At 68.5% G+C, this 15871-nt stretch carries 28 protein-coding genes; all 28 read left to right on the forward strand.

Annotated elements, in window-relative coordinates:
* The first annotated feature begins 228 nt into the window (after positions 1-228).
* The 28 genes from rpsJ (at position 229) to ACZ1IK_RS04530 (ending at position 15817) form a co-directional block, all read left to right on the forward strand.
* Positions 229-537 (forward strand): 30S ribosomal protein S10, encoded by a 309-nt coding sequence (gene rpsJ, locus ACZ1IK_RS04395; protein ID WP_002857463.1) that lies wholly within the window; start codon positions 229-231, stop codon positions 535-537.
* A 20-nt stretch (positions 538-557) separates the two neighbouring features.
* Positions 558-1208: a 50S ribosomal protein L3 gene (gene rplC, locus ACZ1IK_RS04400; protein WP_036317759.1), complete on the forward strand. Its 651-nt coding sequence runs from the start codon at positions 558-560 to the stop codon at positions 1206-1208.
* A gap of 4 nt (positions 1209-1212) precedes the next feature.
* On the forward strand, positions 1213-1848 hold the full coding sequence (gene rplD, locus ACZ1IK_RS04405; protein ID WP_036381542.1) for a 50S ribosomal protein L4: 636 nt from the start codon (positions 1213-1215) through the stop codon (positions 1846-1848).
* The gene (rplW, locus tag ACZ1IK_RS04410; protein ID WP_002857471.1) at positions 1845-2150 is read left to right on the forward strand and encodes a 50S ribosomal protein L23; all 306 of its coding nucleotides are present in this window, start codon (positions 1845-1847) and stop codon (positions 2148-2150) included. The genes rplD and rplW overlap by 4 nt, the downstream gene beginning before the upstream one ends.
* A gap of 37 nt (positions 2151-2187) precedes the next feature.
* Positions 2188-3027 carry a 50S ribosomal protein L2 gene (rplB, locus tag ACZ1IK_RS04415; RefSeq protein WP_010080386.1) on the forward strand — a complete coding sequence of 280 codons (840 nt, stop codon included), beginning with the start codon at positions 2188-2190 and terminating at the stop codon, positions 3025-3027.
* A 15-nt stretch (positions 3028-3042) separates the two neighbouring features.
* Complete coding sequence (gene rpsS / locus ACZ1IK_RS04420) at positions 3043-3324, forward strand: 30S ribosomal protein S19 (protein ID WP_002857475.1); 282 nt, start codon at positions 3043-3045, stop codon at positions 3322-3324.
* A gap of 51 nt (positions 3325-3375) precedes the next feature.
* Entirely contained in the window at positions 3376-3741 is a 366-nt protein-coding gene (gene rplV / locus ACZ1IK_RS04425; RefSeq protein ID WP_017487837.1) for a 50S ribosomal protein L22, read from the forward strand.
* A 2-nt stretch (positions 3742-3743) separates the two neighbouring features.
* A complete protein-coding gene (rpsC, locus tag ACZ1IK_RS04430; protein ID WP_002857479.1) occupies positions 3744-4562 on the forward strand; it encodes a 30S ribosomal protein S3 in 819 nt (272 codons plus the stop codon).
* Positions 4562-4978 carry a 50S ribosomal protein L16 gene (gene rplP, locus ACZ1IK_RS04435; protein ID WP_002857481.1) on the forward strand — a complete coding sequence of 139 codons (417 nt, stop codon included), beginning with the start codon at positions 4562-4564 and terminating at the stop codon, positions 4976-4978. Before rpsC ends, rplP begins: the two co-directional genes overlap by 1 nt.
* A gap of 4 nt (positions 4979-4982) precedes the next feature.
* A complete protein-coding gene (gene rpmC / locus ACZ1IK_RS04440; protein WP_036317766.1) occupies positions 4983-5252 on the forward strand; it encodes a 50S ribosomal protein L29 in 270 nt (89 codons plus the stop codon).
* A complete protein-coding gene (gene rpsQ, locus ACZ1IK_RS04445) occupies positions 5249-5530 on the forward strand; it encodes a 30S ribosomal protein S17 (protein WP_036317768.1) in 282 nt (93 codons plus the stop codon). The genes rpmC and rpsQ overlap by 4 nt, the downstream gene beginning before the upstream one ends.
* Positions 5531-5872: 342 nt before the next feature.
* Positions 5873-6241, forward strand: coding sequence for a 50S ribosomal protein L14 (gene rplN / locus ACZ1IK_RS04450; protein ID WP_002857487.1), 369 nt, complete (start codon positions 5873-5875; stop codon positions 6239-6241).
* 4 nt (positions 6242-6245) lie between these two features.
* Complete coding sequence (gene rplX / locus ACZ1IK_RS04455) at positions 6246-6587, forward strand: 50S ribosomal protein L24 (protein ID WP_036317770.1); 342 nt, start codon at positions 6246-6248, stop codon at positions 6585-6587.
* Positions 6587-7162 (forward strand): 50S ribosomal protein L5, encoded by a 576-nt coding sequence (gene rplE, locus ACZ1IK_RS04460; protein ID WP_036317773.1) that lies wholly within the window; start codon positions 6587-6589, stop codon positions 7160-7162. Before rplX ends, rplE begins: the two co-directional genes overlap by 1 nt.
* Before the next feature lie 73 nt (positions 7163-7235).
* On the forward strand, positions 7236-7634 hold the full coding sequence (gene rpsH, locus ACZ1IK_RS04465; RefSeq protein WP_002857494.1) for a 30S ribosomal protein S8: 399 nt from the start codon (positions 7236-7238) through the stop codon (positions 7632-7634).
* Positions 7635-7664: 30 nt separating this feature from the next.
* The gene (gene rplF / locus ACZ1IK_RS04470) at positions 7665-8198 is read left to right on the forward strand and encodes a 50S ribosomal protein L6 (protein ID WP_036381545.1); all 534 of its coding nucleotides are present in this window, start codon (positions 7665-7667) and stop codon (positions 8196-8198) included.
* Positions 8198-8572 carry a 50S ribosomal protein L18 gene (rplR, locus tag ACZ1IK_RS04475; RefSeq protein ID WP_002857498.1) on the forward strand — a complete coding sequence of 125 codons (375 nt, stop codon included), beginning with the start codon at positions 8198-8200 and terminating at the stop codon, positions 8570-8572. Before rplF ends, rplR begins: the two co-directional genes overlap by 1 nt.
* Positions 8569-9318: a 30S ribosomal protein S5 gene (gene rpsE / locus ACZ1IK_RS04480; RefSeq protein WP_002857500.1), complete on the forward strand. Its 750-nt coding sequence runs from the start codon at positions 8569-8571 to the stop codon at positions 9316-9318. The genes rplR and rpsE overlap by 4 nt, the downstream gene beginning before the upstream one ends.
* A 3-nt stretch (positions 9319-9321) precedes the next feature.
* A complete protein-coding gene (rpmD, locus tag ACZ1IK_RS04485; protein ID WP_002857502.1) occupies positions 9322-9546 on the forward strand; it encodes a 50S ribosomal protein L30 in 225 nt (74 codons plus the stop codon).
* Positions 9539-9991 carry a 50S ribosomal protein L15 gene (gene rplO, locus ACZ1IK_RS04490; RefSeq protein WP_036317776.1) on the forward strand — a complete coding sequence of 151 codons (453 nt, stop codon included), beginning with the start codon at positions 9539-9541 and terminating at the stop codon, positions 9989-9991. Before rpmD ends, rplO begins: the two co-directional genes overlap by 8 nt.
* Positions 9992-10156: 165 nt before the next feature.
* Entirely contained in the window at positions 10157-11464 is a 1308-nt protein-coding gene (gene secY / locus ACZ1IK_RS04495; RefSeq protein WP_465098358.1) for a preprotein translocase subunit SecY, read from the forward strand.
* A gap of 51 nt (positions 11465-11515) precedes the next feature.
* Entirely contained in the window at positions 11516-12133 is a 618-nt protein-coding gene (locus ACZ1IK_RS04500; protein ID WP_036337959.1) for an adenylate kinase, read from the forward strand.
* 4 nt (positions 12134-12137) lie between these two features.
* The gene (gene map / locus ACZ1IK_RS04505) at positions 12138-12980 is read left to right on the forward strand and encodes a type I methionyl aminopeptidase (protein ID WP_127434964.1); all 843 of its coding nucleotides are present in this window, start codon (positions 12138-12140) and stop codon (positions 12978-12980) included.
* 204 nt (positions 12981-13184) lie between these two features.
* Entirely contained in the window at positions 13185-13406 is a 222-nt protein-coding gene (gene infA / locus ACZ1IK_RS04510; RefSeq protein ID WP_010080397.1) for a translation initiation factor IF-1, read from the forward strand.
* Between the two features lie 35 nt (positions 13407-13441).
* Positions 13442-13555 carry a 50S ribosomal protein L36 gene (gene rpmJ, locus ACZ1IK_RS04515; RefSeq protein WP_002857509.1) on the forward strand — a complete coding sequence of 38 codons (114 nt, stop codon included), beginning with the start codon at positions 13442-13444 and terminating at the stop codon, positions 13553-13555.
* A gap of 274 nt (positions 13556-13829) precedes the next feature.
* Positions 13830-14198: a 30S ribosomal protein S13 gene (gene rpsM / locus ACZ1IK_RS04520; protein ID WP_017487821.1), complete on the forward strand. Its 369-nt coding sequence runs from the start codon at positions 13830-13832 to the stop codon at positions 14196-14198.
* Between the two features lie 83 nt (positions 14199-14281).
* Positions 14282-14686, forward strand: a complete 405-nt coding sequence (rpsK, locus tag ACZ1IK_RS04525; protein WP_002857513.1) for a 30S ribosomal protein S11 — start codon at positions 14282-14284, stop codon at positions 14684-14686.
* A 132-nt stretch (positions 14687-14818) separates the two neighbouring features.
* Positions 14819-15817: a DNA-directed RNA polymerase subunit alpha gene (locus ACZ1IK_RS04530; protein WP_041103317.1), complete on the forward strand. Its 999-nt coding sequence runs from the start codon at positions 14819-14821 to the stop codon at positions 15815-15817.
* Positions 15818-15871: the final 54 nt, after the last annotated feature.

Consider the following 15871-nt stretch of genomic DNA (forward strand, 5'->3'; position numbering starts at 1 on the left):
GTGTCTCGCGGCGGCAGCTCGGCCCAGATGTGACGTCACCACTCCGACCCGCCACAGGCGTGTGCCCTCCCAGGAATGCGACACGCCCGACCGCGTGGACCGGAGTCCGGCGGCGGCGAGGAACCCGGTCCGACCGGATTCGCCCCGCGCGGGTGGAGGACAAGAAGGCGGGCACGATCCGCCGCACAGGGACAGGAACAGCACACCCGACGAGAGAGGCGTGACGCCATGGCGGGACAGAAGATCCGCATCCGGCTGAAGTCGTACGACCACGAGGTCATCGACGTCTCGGCCCGCAAGATCGTTGACACGGTCACGCGCGCAGGCGCGACGGTGGTCGGCCCCGTGCCGCTGCCGACGGAGAAGAACGTGTACTGCGTTATCCGTTCTCCCCACAAGTACAAGGACAGCCGCGAGCATTTCGAGATGCGCACCCACAAGCGGCTCATCGACATCATCGACCCGACCCCGAAGGCCGTCGACTCGCTCATGCGACTGGACCTGCCCGCGGACGTCAACATCGAGATCAAGCTCTGAGAGGGAGGTGCTGAGAGACTATGACCAACACCCAGAACATCAAGGGCCTGCTGGGCACGAAGCTCGGCATGACCCAGGTCTGGGATGAGGACAACAAGCTCATCCCCGTGACCGTGGTCAAGGCAGACCCGAACGTCGTCACCCAGCTGCGCTCCGAGGAGACCGACGGCTACACCGCCGTGCAGATCGCCTACGGCCAGATCGATCCCCGCCGCGTGACCAAGCCCCTGGCCGGTCACTTCGAGAAGGCCGGCGTGACCCCGCGTCGCCACCTCGTCGAGCTGCGCACCGCCGACGCCGCCGAGTACTCGCTCGGCCAGGACGTGACCGTGGAGGTCTTCGAGGCCGGCCAGAAGGTCGACGTCGTGGGCACCACCAAGGGCAAGGGCTTCGCCGGCGCCATGAAGCGCCACGGCTTCGCCGGTGTGGGCGCCTCGCACGGCCAGCACAAGAACCACCGCAAGCCCGGCTCCGTGGGCGGCGCGTCCACCCCCGGCCGCGTGTTCAAGGGCCAGCGCATGCCCGGTCGCATGGGCGCCGTGCGCCAGACCACCATGAACCTGACCCTCCACGGCATCGACGTGGAGAACAACCTCCTGCTGATCAAGGGCGCGGTGCCCGGCTCCAAGGGCCAGGTCGTGCTCGTCCGCAGCGCCGTGAAGGGAGCCTGAGACCATGGCTGAGAACTCCGTGAAGACCGTCCAGGTCGATCTGCCCGCCGAGCTCTTCGACGTGCAGTCCAACGTGCCGCTCATGCACCAGGTCGTCGTCGCCCAGCTCGCCGCCGCCCGCCAGGGCACGCACAAGACGAAGCGCCGCGGCGAGGTGTCCGGCGCCGGTCGCAAGCCGTTCAAGCAGAAGGGCACCGGCCGCGCCCGTCAGGGCTCCATCCGCGCCCCGCACATGACCGGCGGCGGCATCGTCCACGGCCCGACCCCGCGTGACTACTCGCAGCGCACCCCCAAGAAGATGAAGGCCGCCGCCCTGCGCGGTGCCCTGTCGGACCGCGCCCGCAACGGCCGCGTCCACGTCATCGAGGCCCTCGTGTCCGGGACCACCCCGTCCACCAAGGCCGCCAAGGCGGGCCTCGCGTCCCTGAACACCGGCCGCAAGAACGTGCTGCTGGTGATCGACCGGGCCGACGACGTCGCCGCCCTGTCCGCCCGCAACCTGCCCGCGGTCCACACCCTGTACGCCGACCAGCTGAACACCTACGACGTGCTCGTCTCCGACGACGTCGTGTTCACCCAGGCGGCCTACGAGGCGTACGTGGCCCAGGCTTCCGGCGCCAAGAAGGAGGATGCCCAGTGAGCGGCTCCATCAACAAGGATCCCCGCGACGTGATCATCGCTCCCGTCGTGTCGGAGAAGAGCTACGGTCTGATCGACGAGGGCAAGTACACCTTCCTGGTCGACCCGCGCTCCAACAAGTCCGAGATCAAGCAGGCGGTGGAGCGCATCTTCAACGTCGACGTGGCCTCGGTCAACACCCTGAACCGTTCCGGCAAGCGCCGTCGCACCCGCTTCGGGTGGGGCCAGCGCAAGTCCACCAAGCGTGCCATCGTCACGCTCAAGGACGGGACCATCGACATCTTCGGAGGTCCGCTCGCCTGATCGGCGTGCGGAGACCACTTAATCGAGGAACTGACACATGGCTATCCGTAAGTACAAGCCGACCACCCCGGGCCTGCGTGGCTCGTCCGTGGCCGACTTCGCAGAGATCACCCGGTCCACGCCGGAGAAGTCCCTTCTCCGTCCGCTGCACAAGACCGGCGGCCGCAACAACACCGGTCGCATCACCACCCGTCACAAGGGCGGCGGCCACAAGCGCCAGTACCGCCTGGTCGACTTCCGTCGCCACGACAAGGACGGCGTGCCCGCCACCGTCGCGCACATCGAGTACGACCCGAACCGCACCGCCCGCATCGCGCTGCTGCACTACGCGGACGGCGCCAAGCGCTACATCCTGGCCCCGGCCAAGCTGAAGCAGGGCGACGTGGTCGAGGCCGGCCCGAACGCCGACATCAAGCCCGGCAACAACCTGCCGATGCGCAACATCCCCGTGGGCACCACCATCCACGCGGTGGAGCTGCGCCCCGGCGGCGGCGCCAAGATGGCCCGCTCCGCCGGCGCGTCCGTGCAGCTGGTCGCCCGCGAGGGCAAGTACGCCCAGCTGCGCCTGCCCTCCGGTGAGATCCGCAACGTCGACGTGCGCTGCCGCGCCACGATCGGCGAGGTCGGCAACGCCGAGCAGTCGAACATCAACTGGGGCAAGGCCGGCCGCATGCGCTGGAAGGGCGTCCGCCCGACCGTCCGTGGCGTCGTCATGAACCCGGTCGACCACCCGCACGGCGGTGGCGAGGGCAAGACCTCCGGCGGTCGTCACCCCGTCAACCGGAACGGCAAGCCCGAGGGCCGCACGCGTCGTCCGAACAAGGAAAGCGACAAGCTCATCGTGCGTCGCCGTCGTACCGGCAAGAACAAGCGATAAGGGAGCAGGGAAGACATGCCTCGCAGCCTGAAGAAGGGCCCCTTCGTCGATCAGCACCTCTACCTGAAGGTTCTGGCCGAGAACGAGAAGGGCAGCAAGAACGTCATCAAGACCTGGTCCCGCCGGTCGATGATCATCCCGGACATGCTGGGTCACACCATCGCGGTCCACGACGGACGCAAGCACGTCCCGGTGTTCGTCACCGAGTCCATGGTGGGTCACAAGCTGGGCGAGTTCGCCCCGACCCGGACCTACCGCGGCCACGTGAAGGACGACAAGAAGGGCAAGCGCCGCTGAGCCTGAGGGCACAGCACGCTTGACCTTCTCGAGAATCGAAAGAGAGAAGCAATGGAAGCCAAGGCAATTGCGCGCCACCTGCGCGTGACGCCGATGAAGGCCCGGCGCGTCGTCGACCTGGTCCGTGGCAAGCAGGCCACCGAAGCACTGGCCATCCTGAAGTTCGCCCAGCAGGGCGCTTCGGAGCCGGTGTACAAGCTGGTGGCCTCCGCGGTGGCGAACGCCCGCGTCAAGGCGGACCGCGAGGGCCAGGCCTTCGACGAGGACGCCCTCTACATCACCGAGGCCTTCGTGGACGAGGGCCCGACCATGAAGCGGTTCCAGCCCCGTGCTCAGGGCCGCGCGTACCGCATCAACAAGCGCACGAGCCACGTGACCGTGGTCGTCGCGTCCAAGGACGAGAAGGGTGGGAACTGACAATGGGCCAGAAGATCAACCCCAACGGGTTCCGCCTCGGCATCACCACCGACCACGTCTCGCACTGGTTCGCGGACTCCCACAAGGAGGGCCAGCGCTACGCTGACTTCCTCAAGGAGGACGTCAAGATCCGCGAGCTGATGACCACCGGCATGGAGCGCGCCGGCATCTCCAAGGTGGAGATCGAGCGCACCCGTGACCGCGTGCGCGTGGACATCCACACCGCGCGTCCGGGCATCGTGATCGGCCGCCGCGGCGCCGAGGCCGACCGCATCCGCGGTGAGCTCGAGAAGCTCACCGGCAAGCAGATCCAGCTGAACATCCTCGAGGTCAAGAACCCCGAGACCGATGCCCAGCTGGTGGCGCAGGGTGTGGCCGAGCAGCTCGCCTCGCGCGTGGCGTTCCGCCGCGCGATGAAGAAGGCGATCCAGTCCGCCATGCGCGCCGGCGCGCAGGGCATCCGCATCCAGTGCTCCGGCCGCCTCGGCGGCGCCGAGATGAGCCGCTCGGAGTTCTACCGCGAGGGTCGCGTGCCGCTGCACACCCTCCGCGCGAACATCGACTTCGGCAAGTTCGAGGCCAAGACCACCTTCGGCCGCATCGGCGTGAAGGTCTGGATCTACAAGGGCGACCTGACCGCCAAGGAGCTCGCGGCCAAGGAGGCCGCGCAGCCCTCCGGCCGTGGCCGTGGCGGCGAGCGCCGTGGCGGCGGCGAGCGTCGTCGTCGCAACGATCGCGCCGAGCGTGCTCCCCGCCAGGAGAACGCCGGCGCCGGCGCCGAGACCCCGGCCGCCGCTCCCGCTGAAGGAGGCAACGCCTGATGCTGATCCCCCGTCGCGTCAAGCACCGCAAGCAGCACCACCCCAAGCGTTCCGGCGCCGCCAAGGGCGGCACCACCGTGACGTTCGGCGAGTGGGGCATCCAGGCACTCACGCCGGCCTATGTGACCAACCGTCAGATCGAGGCCGCCCGTATCGCCATGACCCGCTACATCAAGCGTGGCGGCAAGGTCTGGATCAACATCTACCCGGACCGTCCGATCACCAAGAAGCCCGCCGAGACCCGCATGGGCTCCGGCAAGGGCTCGCCGGAGTGGTGGGTCGCCAACGTCAAGCCCGGACGCGTGCTCTTCGAGCTGTCGGGTGTCACGGAGGACGTCGCCCGCGAGGCGCTCCGCCTGGCCATCCACAAGCTGCCGCTGAAGGCCCGTATCATCCGTCGAGAGGGTGGTGAGTGATCCCATGGCGATCGGCACCAAGGATCTGAACGTCGAGTCCCTGGACGGGATGGACAACGCCCGCCTGCTGGAGGCCCTGAAGTCCTCCAAGGAGGAGCTGTTCAACCTGCGCTTCCAGGCCGCCACCGGTCAGCTGGACAACGCCAGCCGGCTGAAGGCCGTCAAGCGTGACATCGCGCGCATCTACACGATCCTGCGCGAGCGCGAGCTGGGCATCCGCGGCGATGTCGCCGCCGAGGCGCAGGCCGAGAAGAACGAGGAGGCTGCCAAGTGACCGAGCAGACCCCGGCCGTCTCCGAGGAGCGCGGCTACCGCAAGGCCCTCCGTGGCATCGTCGTCTCCGACAAGATGGACAAGACCATCGTCGTCGAGGTCGAGGACCGCAAGAAGCACTCGCTCTACGGCAAGGTGCTGAAGACCTCGAAGCGCGTGAAGGCGCACGACGAGGACAACACCGCCGGCGTGGGCGACCGCGTCCGCCTCGCCGAGACCCGCCCGCTGTCCGCCTCCAAGCGGTGGCGTCTGGTGGAGATCGTCGAGCGCGCCAAGTGATCGACCCGGCCCCCTGAGGGCCGGCGACGCAGAGGGCCGCCCCGTGCACTGGCACGGGGCGGCCTTGTGCGTTAGACTCTGATATTCGTGCGCCCTCTCGTTGGCAGGACCATCCATCCTGTGTGCCGAGGGCCGCGCACGCCGATCCCGGATCCGCCTCGGCCCTGCCCTGCGCGCCCCTCCGCTCTCGACCTCCCCGACGCTGTCTGAACACGCGTCGCCGGGGGACGACGGCGGGCGGCCCGCCTCGGGGGAGGGGTAAGCGTCCCGGGATGCCCGTTCAACCGTTCCGCAAGGCTCGCCCATCGTGGGGGAGAACCGGCGCGACGCTAGGAGAGACAAGTGATCCAGCAGGAGTCGCGGCTCAAGGTCGCCGACAACACCGGTGCGAAGGAAATCCTGACCATCCGTGTTCTCGGCGGTTCCGGACGCCGCTACGCAGGCATCGGCGACACCATCGTCGCCACCGTGAAGGACGCCATCCCCGGCGGCAACGTCAAGAAGGGCGACGTCGTCAAGGCCGTGGTGGTCCGCACCCGCAAGCAGTCCCGCCGTCCCGACGGCTCGTACATCAAGTTCGACGAGAACGCGGCGGTCATCCTGAAGACCGACGGCGAGCCCCGTGGCACGCGCATCTTCGGCCCCGTGGGTCGCGAGCTGCGTGACAAGAAGTTCATGAAGATCGTGTCGCTCGCCCCGGAGGTGATCTGACCTCATGGCCAAGATCAAGAAGGACGACCTCGTCCAGGTCATCAGTGGCAAGGACAAGGGCAAGCAGGGCAAGGTCCTGCGCGTGTTCCCGGCGGATGAGCGCGTGCTCGTCGAGGGCGTGAACCGCGTGACCAAGCACCTGCGCGCCGGCCAGGACAACAACGGTTCCACCGAGGGCGGCCTGCAGGTCGTCGAGGCCCCGATCCACATCTCGAACGTGGCCGTGGTGGACCCGGAGACCAAGAAGCCGACCCGTGTGGGCTACCGCTTCGAGACCGTCGAGAAGGACGGCGTGAGCAAGACCGTGAAGGTCCGCTTCGCCAAGGCCTCGGGGAAGGAGCTGTGATGACCGAGGTGCAGCAGACCGAGAAGGTCACCCCGCGTCTGAAGACCAAGTACCGCGACGAGATCCGCGGCGCCCTGCAGGAGCAGTTCCAGTACGGGAACGTCATGCAGGTGCCGGGTCTCGTGAAGGTCGTCGTCAACATGGGCGTCGGCGAGGCCGCCAAGGACTCCAAGATCATCGACGGCGCGGTCGCCGACCTCACCGCCATCACCGGCCAGAAGCCGATGATCACCAAGGCCCGCAAGTCCATCGCGCAGTTCAAGCTGCGTGAGGGCATGCCCATCGGCACGCACGCCACGCTCCGTGGCGACCGCATGTGGGAGTTCCTGGACCGCCTGGTCACGCTCGCGCTGCCGCGCATCCGTGACTTCCGCGGCCTGTCCGACCGCCAGTTCGACGGCAACGGCAACTACACCTTCGGCCTGTCCGAGCAGACCGTGTTCCACGAGATCGATCAGGACAAGATCGACCGCGTGCGCGGCATGGACATCACCGTGGTGACGACCGCCAAGAACGACGACGAGGGCCGCGCGCTGCTCAAGGCGCTGGGCTTCCCGTTCAAGACCGACCAGTAAGACCTCCACGCCACAGGTCCTCCACCGGTGAACCGGTGGCGGAAACCACGGCGAGAAAGGGCGTGAAGCCCACATGACCATGACCGATCCCGTCGCAGACATGCTGACCCGTCTGCGCAACGCAAACTCGGCCTACCACGACACCGTGTCCATGCCGTCCTCGAAGCTGAAGACTCGCGTCGCCGAGATCCTCAAGGCCGAGGGCTACATCCAGGACTGGCGCGAGGAGGAGGCCGAGGTCGGCAAGAAGCTGACCATCGACCTGAAGTTCGGCCCGCAGCGTGAGCGTGCGATCGCCGGCCTGCGCCGCATCTCCAAGCCGGGCCTGCGCGTGTACGCGAAGTCCACGAACCTGCCCCACGTGCTGGGCGGCCTCGGCATCGCCATCCTGTCCACCTCCTCTGGTCTCCTCACGAACCAGCAGGCCGCCAAGAAGGGCGTGGGCGGAGAAGTCCTCGCCTACGTCTGGTGACGGGCAAGACGGAAGAAAGGCTGAACTGACATGTCTCGAATCGGACGTCTCCCGATCACCATCCCCGCCGGCGTCGATGTGACCATCGACGGCGACCGCGTCTCCGTGAAGGGCCCCAAGGGCCAGCTCGAGCACTCGCTGCCCACGCCCATCACGGCCACCCTCGAGGAGGGGCAGGTCACCGTGGCCCGCCCCGACGACGAGCGTGAGTCCCGCTCCCTGCACGGTCTGACCCGCACCCTCATCAGCAACATGGTCGAGGGCGTGACCAACGGCTTCTCCAAGCAGCTCGAGGTCGTCGGCACCGGCTACCGCGTGCAGGCCAAGGGCCAGGACCTCGAGTTCGCCCTGGGCTACTCCCACCCCGTCCCGGTGAAGGCGCCCCAGGGCATCACCTTCACGGTGGAGGGCAACAAGGTCACCGTCGCCGGTATCGACAAGCAGCAGGTCGGCGAGACCGCCGCCAACATCCGCAAGCTGCGCCGCCCCGACCCGTACAAGGGCAAGGGCGTGCGCTACGCGGGCGAGCAGATCCGCCGCAAGGCCGGAAAGGCAGGTAAGTGATGTCTACTCTGAAGGTGAAGGGCAAGGGCAAGTTCAACGCCCGCACCCGCCGCCACCTCCGGGTGCGCAAGCGGATCTCCGGCACCACCGTCCGTCCCCGCCTCGTCGTCAACCGCTCTGCACGGCACATGTTCGTGCAGGTCGTGGACGACACGCAGAGCCGCACGCTCGCGTACGCCTCCACCATGGAGGCCGACGTGCGTGCGCTCGAGGGCGACAAGACGGCCAAGGCCAAGCGCGTGGGCGAGCTCGTCGCCGAGCGTGCCAAGGCGGCCGGCATCGAGGCCGTGGTCTTCGACCGCGGCGGCAACAAGTACCACGGGCGCGTCGCGGCCGTGGCCGACGGTGCGCGAGAGGGTGGGCTGCAGCTGTGACCGAGAACATCAACCAGAAGGACACTCAGGTGACCGAGAGCACCGAGACCACCGTCTCCGAGACCGGGTCGGGCTCGGCGAGCCAGACCACCGAGCGCGCCACCGGTGGCCGCGGCGGTCGCGACGGCGGCCGCGGTGGCCGTGACGGCGATCGTCGTGGCGGCCGTCGCGACGACCGCAACCGTCGTGGCGCCCAGGACGACGAGAAGGACCAGTTCCTCGAGCGCGTCGTGGGCATCAACCGCGTCTCCAAGGTCGTCAAGGGCGGCCGCCGCTTCTCCTTCACCGCCCTCGTGGTGGTGGGTGACGGCGACGGCACCGTCGGCGTCGGCTACGGCAAGGCGAAGGAGGTCCCCGCCGCGATCCAGAAGGCCGTGGAGGAGGCCAAGAAGTCCTTCTTCCGCGTCCCCCGCGTCGGCTCCACCATCCCGCACCTGGTGCAGGGTGAAGACGCCGCCGGCGTCGTGCTGCTCCGCCCGGCCTCCCCGGGTACCGGCGTGATCGCCGGCGGTCCGGTGCGCGCCGTGCTCGAGTGCGCCGGCATCCACGACGTGCTGTCCAAGTCCATGGGCTCCGTGAACGCGATCAACATCGTGCGCGGCACCGTGGACGCCCTCAAGAAGCTGGAAGAGCCCCAGGCCGTCGCCGCCCGCCGCGGCAAGGCCCTGGACGAGATCGCCCCCCATGCGATGCTGCGCACCATGGAGAACGATCGCGCCCAGAAGAGCGCGAAGGCAGGTGCGTGAGCCGTGTTTGAGCCCACTCGCAAGAACATCCAGCCCTCGGACGCCACCCTGGTCATCACCCAGACCCGCGGCGTCACGGGCTCCAAGCAGAACCATCGGGACACCCTGCGCTCGCTGGGCCTGAAGCGGATCGGCCACCAGGTCACCCGCAAGGCCGACGCGGTGACGGTCGGCATGGTCAACACCGTGCCGCACCTGGTGTCCGTGGAGGAGGTCAACAATGGCTGACAACGACGCCATCAAGGTCCACGACCTGCGTCCGGCCCCCGGTGCCAAGACCGCCAAGACCCGTGTGGGTCGCGGTGAGGCGTCGAAGGGCAAGACCGCCGGTCGCGGCACCAAGGGCACCAAGGCCCGTTACCAGGTCCGTGCGGGCTTCGAGGGCGGCCAGCTGCCCCTGCAGATGCGTCTGCCGAAGCTCCGCGGCTTCAAGAACCCGTTCCGCACGGAGTACCAGGTCGTGAACCTGGACAAGCTCTCCGCGCACTTCCCCGAGGGCGGTGAGGTCACCGTGGACGCGCTCGTGTCCAAGGGCCTCGTCCGTCGCGGTCAGCCCGTGAAGGTGCTGGGCACGGGGGAGATCACCTCGGCCGTGCAGGTGAAGGCGAACGCCTTCTCCTCGTCCGCCGTGGAGAAGATCCAGGCCGCCGGCGGGTCCACCGAGACCCTCTGACACGCCGACCCATCCACCGAGGGCCCTGGCCCGGAGCAGCCGCTCCGGACCAGGGCCCTCGGTCCGTCCGTGTAGACTCGCACAGCGGCCGCCCCGGTGTGGCCGCCGTCTCGTGCCCCGCCCCGCGGCCGGCGCGCGCCCCACAGGACCACCGCAGGAGGACTCGTGCTCAAGGCCATCGCCCGGATCGTCCGGACGCCTGACCTGTTGCGGAAGATCGCCTTCACGCTCGCGCTCATCGCCGTCTACCGGATGGGCGCCTTCGTACCGGCCCCCGGGGTGGACTACCCGGCGGTGCAGCAGTGTCTCGCGGCGGGCAACGCCCAGGGCGGCCTGTACTCCTTCGTGAACATGTTCTCGGGCGGGGCGCTCCTGCAGGTGTCCGTCTTCGCGCTCGGCATCATGCCCTACATCACGGCGTCGATCATCGTGCAGCTGCTGCGCGTGGTGATCCCGCGCTTCGAGCAGCTCCACCAGGAGGGCCCGCAGGGCCAGGCGACGCTGACGCAGTACACCCGCTACCTGACCCTCGCCCTCGCCCTGCTGCAGGCGACCACGATGGCCTCGCTGGCCCGCACCGGGGCCCTGCTCGGATGCAGCCTGCCGCTGCTGCGCGACGGCTCCATCCTCACGGTGCTGCTCGTGGTCATCGCCCTGACCACCGGATGTCTCATCGTCATGTGGTTCGGCGAGCGGATCACCGAGAACGGCGTGGGCAACGGCATGTCCCTGCTGATCTTCACCTCCATCGCGGCGGGCTTCCCGGCCGGCCTCGGCCAGGTGGTCCAGACGCAGGGCTGGCGCGTTTTCGCGATCGTCATGGGGATCGGCCTGCTCACCATGCTGGCCATCGTCTTCGTGGAGGAGTCGCAGCGCCGGATCCCGGTCCAGTACGCCAAGCGGCAGATCGGCTCGCGGACCGTGGGCGGGTCGAGCACCTACATCCCGGTCAAGGTGAACATGGCCAACGTCATCCCGGTCATCTTCGCCTCCTCCGTGTTGATGCTCCCGGGCATCCTCATCCAGTTCAACACGCCGCAGGACGGCAGTACGCCGGCCCCGTGGATCACGTGGCTGAGCCGGTACTTCGGCTCCGGCGACCACCCGGTGTACATGGCACTGTACTTCCTGCTCATCATCGGCTTCACGTACTTCTACGTGTCCATCACGTTCAACCCGGTGGAGATCTCGGACAACATGAAGCGCTACGGCGGCTTCATCCCCGGCGTCCGCGCCGGACGGCCCACCGAGCGTTACCTGCAGTACGTCATCAGCCGCATCACGTTCGTGGGCGCCCTCTACCTCGGTATCGTGGCCATGATCCCGCTGATCGCCTTCGCGGTGATCGGCACCAGCCAGAACTTCCCGCTCGGCGGCACGTCCATCCTCATCATGGTGGGCGTCGGCCTCCAGACCGTGAAGCAGGTCAGCGCACAGATGGAGCAGCGCCACTACGAGGGCCTGCTGCGCTGAGCCCCGACCCGATCCCGCAACGCCGTCCGTATCGACAGTGAGGAACACACGATGACCCGCATGCTGCTCATGGGCCCTCCCGGTTCCGGCAAGGGCACCCAGGCCACTCGGATCGCCGACAAGCTGGGGATCGTCCCGATCTCCACCGGTGACATCTTCCGCCACAACGTGAAGTCGATGACGCCGCTCGGCGTCGAGGCCAAGAAGTACATCGACAACGGCGACTTCGTCCCCGATGAGGTCACGAACCGCATGGTCGCGGACCGCATCGCCCAGGCCGACGCGGAGCACGGCTTCCTGCTGGACGGCTATCCGCGCACGAAGGGCCAGGTCGAGGCGCTGGACGCCATGCTCGCCGAGGCCGGCCAGTCGCTGTCCGCCGTCGTCGAGCTGGAGGTGCCCGACGAGGAGCTCGTGGAGCGCCTGCTCAAGCGTGCCGAGATCGAGGGCCGCGCGGACGACACCCAGGAGGTCATCGAGCACCGCCTGGACCTGTACCACCGCGAGACCGAGTCCGTCATCCAGGAGTACGTGGAGCGCGGCATCGTCGCCCGCGTGGACGGCACCGGGCAGATCGACGACGTCACCGAGCGCCTGCTGCAGGCCGTGTACTCCGTGCGCGCCGCCACGGGCTCCCTGCCCGTGATCCAGCCGGGCGCGGAGTCCTGACCCCGTGATCGGCCGCCGCTCGCTCGAGCTCAAGACCGCCCCCCAGCTGCAGGCCATGCAGCGCGCGGGGGTGGTCCTGTCCGAGGCCCTGGACGCCACGTTGGCCGCGGCCGCGCCGGGCGTCACCACCGCGGAGCTGGACGCCGTGTTCGCGGGCGTGCTGGCCGAACGCGGTGCGACCTCCAACTTCTTGGGCTACTACGACTTCCCGGCCTCGATCTGCACCTCGGTCAACGACGAGGTCGTGCACGGCATCCCCGGGGACCGGGTCCTGCAGACCGGCGACGTGCTCAAGGTCGACGGGGGCGCGATCGTGGATGGCTGGCACGCCGACTCGGCCCGCACGGTGATCCTGGGCTCCTCCGAGGCCGGCACCGCAGACCCGGCCGACGAGCGCCTCTCGGCGATCACGCGGGAGGCACTCTGGGTCGGCATCGCGGCCTTCGCCTCCGCCACCCACGTCGGGGACATCGGGGACGCCATCGACGACTTCGTCTCCGCGCAGCCGGGTGAGGAGCTCGGCATCCTCGAGGAGTACGTGGGGCACGGCATCGGCTCGGCCATGCACCTGCCGCCGGACGTGTTCAACTACCGCACCGGCCACCAGGGGCCCAAGATCCGCCCCGGTCTGGCGCTCGCCATCGAGCCGATGCTGGTGCGCGGCTCCATCGACACCAAGGTGCTCGAGGACGACTGGACCGTGGTGACCCTCGACGGCGCCCGCGCGAGCCAGTGGGAGCACTCGGTCTGTCGGCATGACGGCGGCCTGTGGGTGCTCACCGCGCCCGACGGCGGCGCCTCCGAGCTCGCCCGGTTCGGCGTGGTCCCGGTTCCGCCGGGGGAGTGAGGGGGCCTGATCTGCCGGCCGTCCGTCCCGCCCGTCCGGCGGGCCGGGCGGCCGTCGTCGTCCGTGCTGGTTCTCAGACCGAGAATGCGGTATCATCGAACGTTGTTCGTGTGCGCGCACTCGTGTGCGCCCGCGAGCAGACCCGTTCCCGCCCCCTGACCGGCCCTCCGTGGCCGTGACCGGGGCATGACGATTGTGGAGGACATGGCTAAGAAGGAAGGTGTCATCGAGGTCGAGGGCACGGTGTCGGAGGCATTGCCGAACGCGATGTTCCGGGTCCGTCTGCAGAACGAGCACGTCGTGCTCGCCACGATCTCCGGAAAGATGCGTCAGCACTACATCCGCATCCTCCCCGAGGATCGCGTCGTGGTGGAGCTTAGCCCGTACGACCTCAACCGGGGTCGGATCGTGTACCGATACAAGTAAGAACCCCCGTCCAAGCGAGCGCAGGAGGAAGAGCCGTGAAGGTTCAGCCGAGCGTGAAGCGGATTTGTGACAAGTGCCAGGTCGTGCGCCGTAAGGGCCGCGTGCTGGTGATCTGCTCGAACCCGCGCCACAAGCAGCGCCAGGGCTGATCGCCTCCCCGGGAGCCCGGGGAGCGACGCCGTCGCGTTGACCACACCACCCACCGGCCATCGGGCCGAACAGCAGGGACAGCGGTCCACCCCGTGAGGGGAGGGCCCCCACCTCCGGCCGCAGGGGCCGGAGACCGACGACGGCGGACGCCCGCCGCGGAGCACGCCGGATCTTCCCCGGCGCCGCGACGACGGGTCCGCGAGGCCCAGTGCCGCGTCGTGCGGGACGTCTCTGGTGCAGACCCCTGCTGCAGAAGAACAGGAGGACGGCCACATGGCTCGTCTTGCAGGCGTTGACATTCCGCGCGAGAAGCGCGTGATCATCGCACTCACGTACATCTACGGTGTGGGCAAGACCCGCGCTGAGGAGACCCTCGCCGCCACGGGCATCGACCCGAACATCCGCGTGAAGGACCTCTCCGACGAGCAGCTGGTGCAGCTGCGCGACCACATCGAGGGCAGCTACAAGGTGGAGGGCGACCTCCGCCGCGAGGTGGCCGCCGACATCCGTCGCAAGGTGGAGATCGGCTCCTATGAGGGCCTGCGCCACCGCCGCGGCCTGCCGGTGCGCGGCCAGCGCACGAAGACCAACGCCCGTACCCGCAAGGGCCCCAAGAAGACGGTCGCCGGCAAGAAGAAGTGATCCTGCACCGGCGGTGACCGCGTCCACGTCCGGACGCCCCGCCCGCAGCATCAGCACCAGCAGCTTTCCCGGAGGAGAATCACATGCCCCCCAAGACTCGCGCATCGGCTGCCCGCAAGCCGCGTCGCAAGGCCAACAAGAACATCACCGTGGGCCAGGCCCACATCAAGAGCACGTTCAACAACACCATCGTGTCCATCACGGACACCACGGGTGCCGTCATCTCCTGGGCCTCGTCCGGCGAGGTCGGCTTCAAGGGGTCGCGCAAGTCGACCCCGTACGCCGCGCAGATGGCCGCCGAGCAGGCCGCCAAGCGTGCGCAGGAGCACGGCATGAAGAAGGTGGACGTCTTCGTGAAGGGTCCGGGCTCGGGCCGCGAGACCGCCATCCGCTCCCTGCAGGCCGCCGGCCTCGAGGTGGGGTCCATCCAGGACGTCACCCCCATGGCCCACAACGGCGCTCGCCCGGCGAAGCGCCGCCGCGTCTGACCTGAGCGCTGTGTCCGCGTCCGCCCCCGCCCGGGGCGGACGCGGACAGGTCTGCGGACCTGCCCCCACCCCGTCCTCGTTTCCACCCACCGCGTGCGTCATATGGCGGACGCTCGCCGAAAGGAAATGTCCGTGCTCATTGCACAGCGCCCCACGCTGACCGAAGAGGTCGTCTCCGACCGTCGTTCCCGGTTCGTCATCGAGCCCCTGGAGCCCGGCTTCGGCTACACCCTCGGCAACTCCCTGCGCCGCACTCTGCTCTCGTCGATCCCCGGTGCTGCCGTGACCAGCATCCGCGTGGACGGCGTGCTGCACGAGTTCAGCACCGTCAACGGAGTCAAGGAGGATGTCACCGAGATCATCCTCAACATCAAGAAGCTCTCCGTCTCCTCGGAGAACGACGAGCCCGTGGTGGCCTACCTGCGCAAGCAGGGGGCCGGCGTCGTCACCGCCGCGGACATCACCGCGCCGGCCGGCGTCGAGATCCACAACCCGGACCTGCACATCGCGACCCTGAACGCGAAGGGCAAGTTCGACATGGAGCTGACCATCGAGCGCGGTCGCGGCTACGTGACCGCCGCCCAGAACAAGTCCGCGGACGCGGAGATCGGCCGCATCCCGGTCGACTCCATCTACTCCCCGGTCCTCAAGGTGACCTTCAAGGTCGAGGCCACCCGTGTGGAGCAGCGCACCGACTTCGACCGTCTGATCCTGGACGTGGAGACCAAGGAGAACATGCTGCCGCGTGACGCGGTGGCCTCTGCCGGCTCCACCCTGGTCGAGCTGTTCGGCCTGGCCCGCTCGCTCAACGTCGAGGCCGAGGGCATCGACCTGGGTGACGAGCCCGAGGTCGTCGAGGGCTCCGCCGACCTGGCCCAGCCGATCGAGGAGCTCGAGCTCACCGTGCGCTCGTACAACTGCCTCAAGCGCGAGGGCATCCACACCGTGGGCGAGCTCGTGGGCCGTTCCGAGGCCGACCTGATGGACATCCGCAACTTCGGCGCGAAGTCCATCGACGAGGTCAAGGAGAAGCTCCAGGAGCTGGGCCTGTCCTTCAAGGACTCGCCGGCCGGCTACGACCCGCAGGCGCACGCGCGCCAGATGGACGACGACCCGTTCTCGGACTACTGAGCCGATTCCGCACCACCTGACATCTTCGACCCGACGCCGCAGCCGGCTGCAGGG

The organism is Micrococcus sp. CS26, from assembly GCF_055522295.1.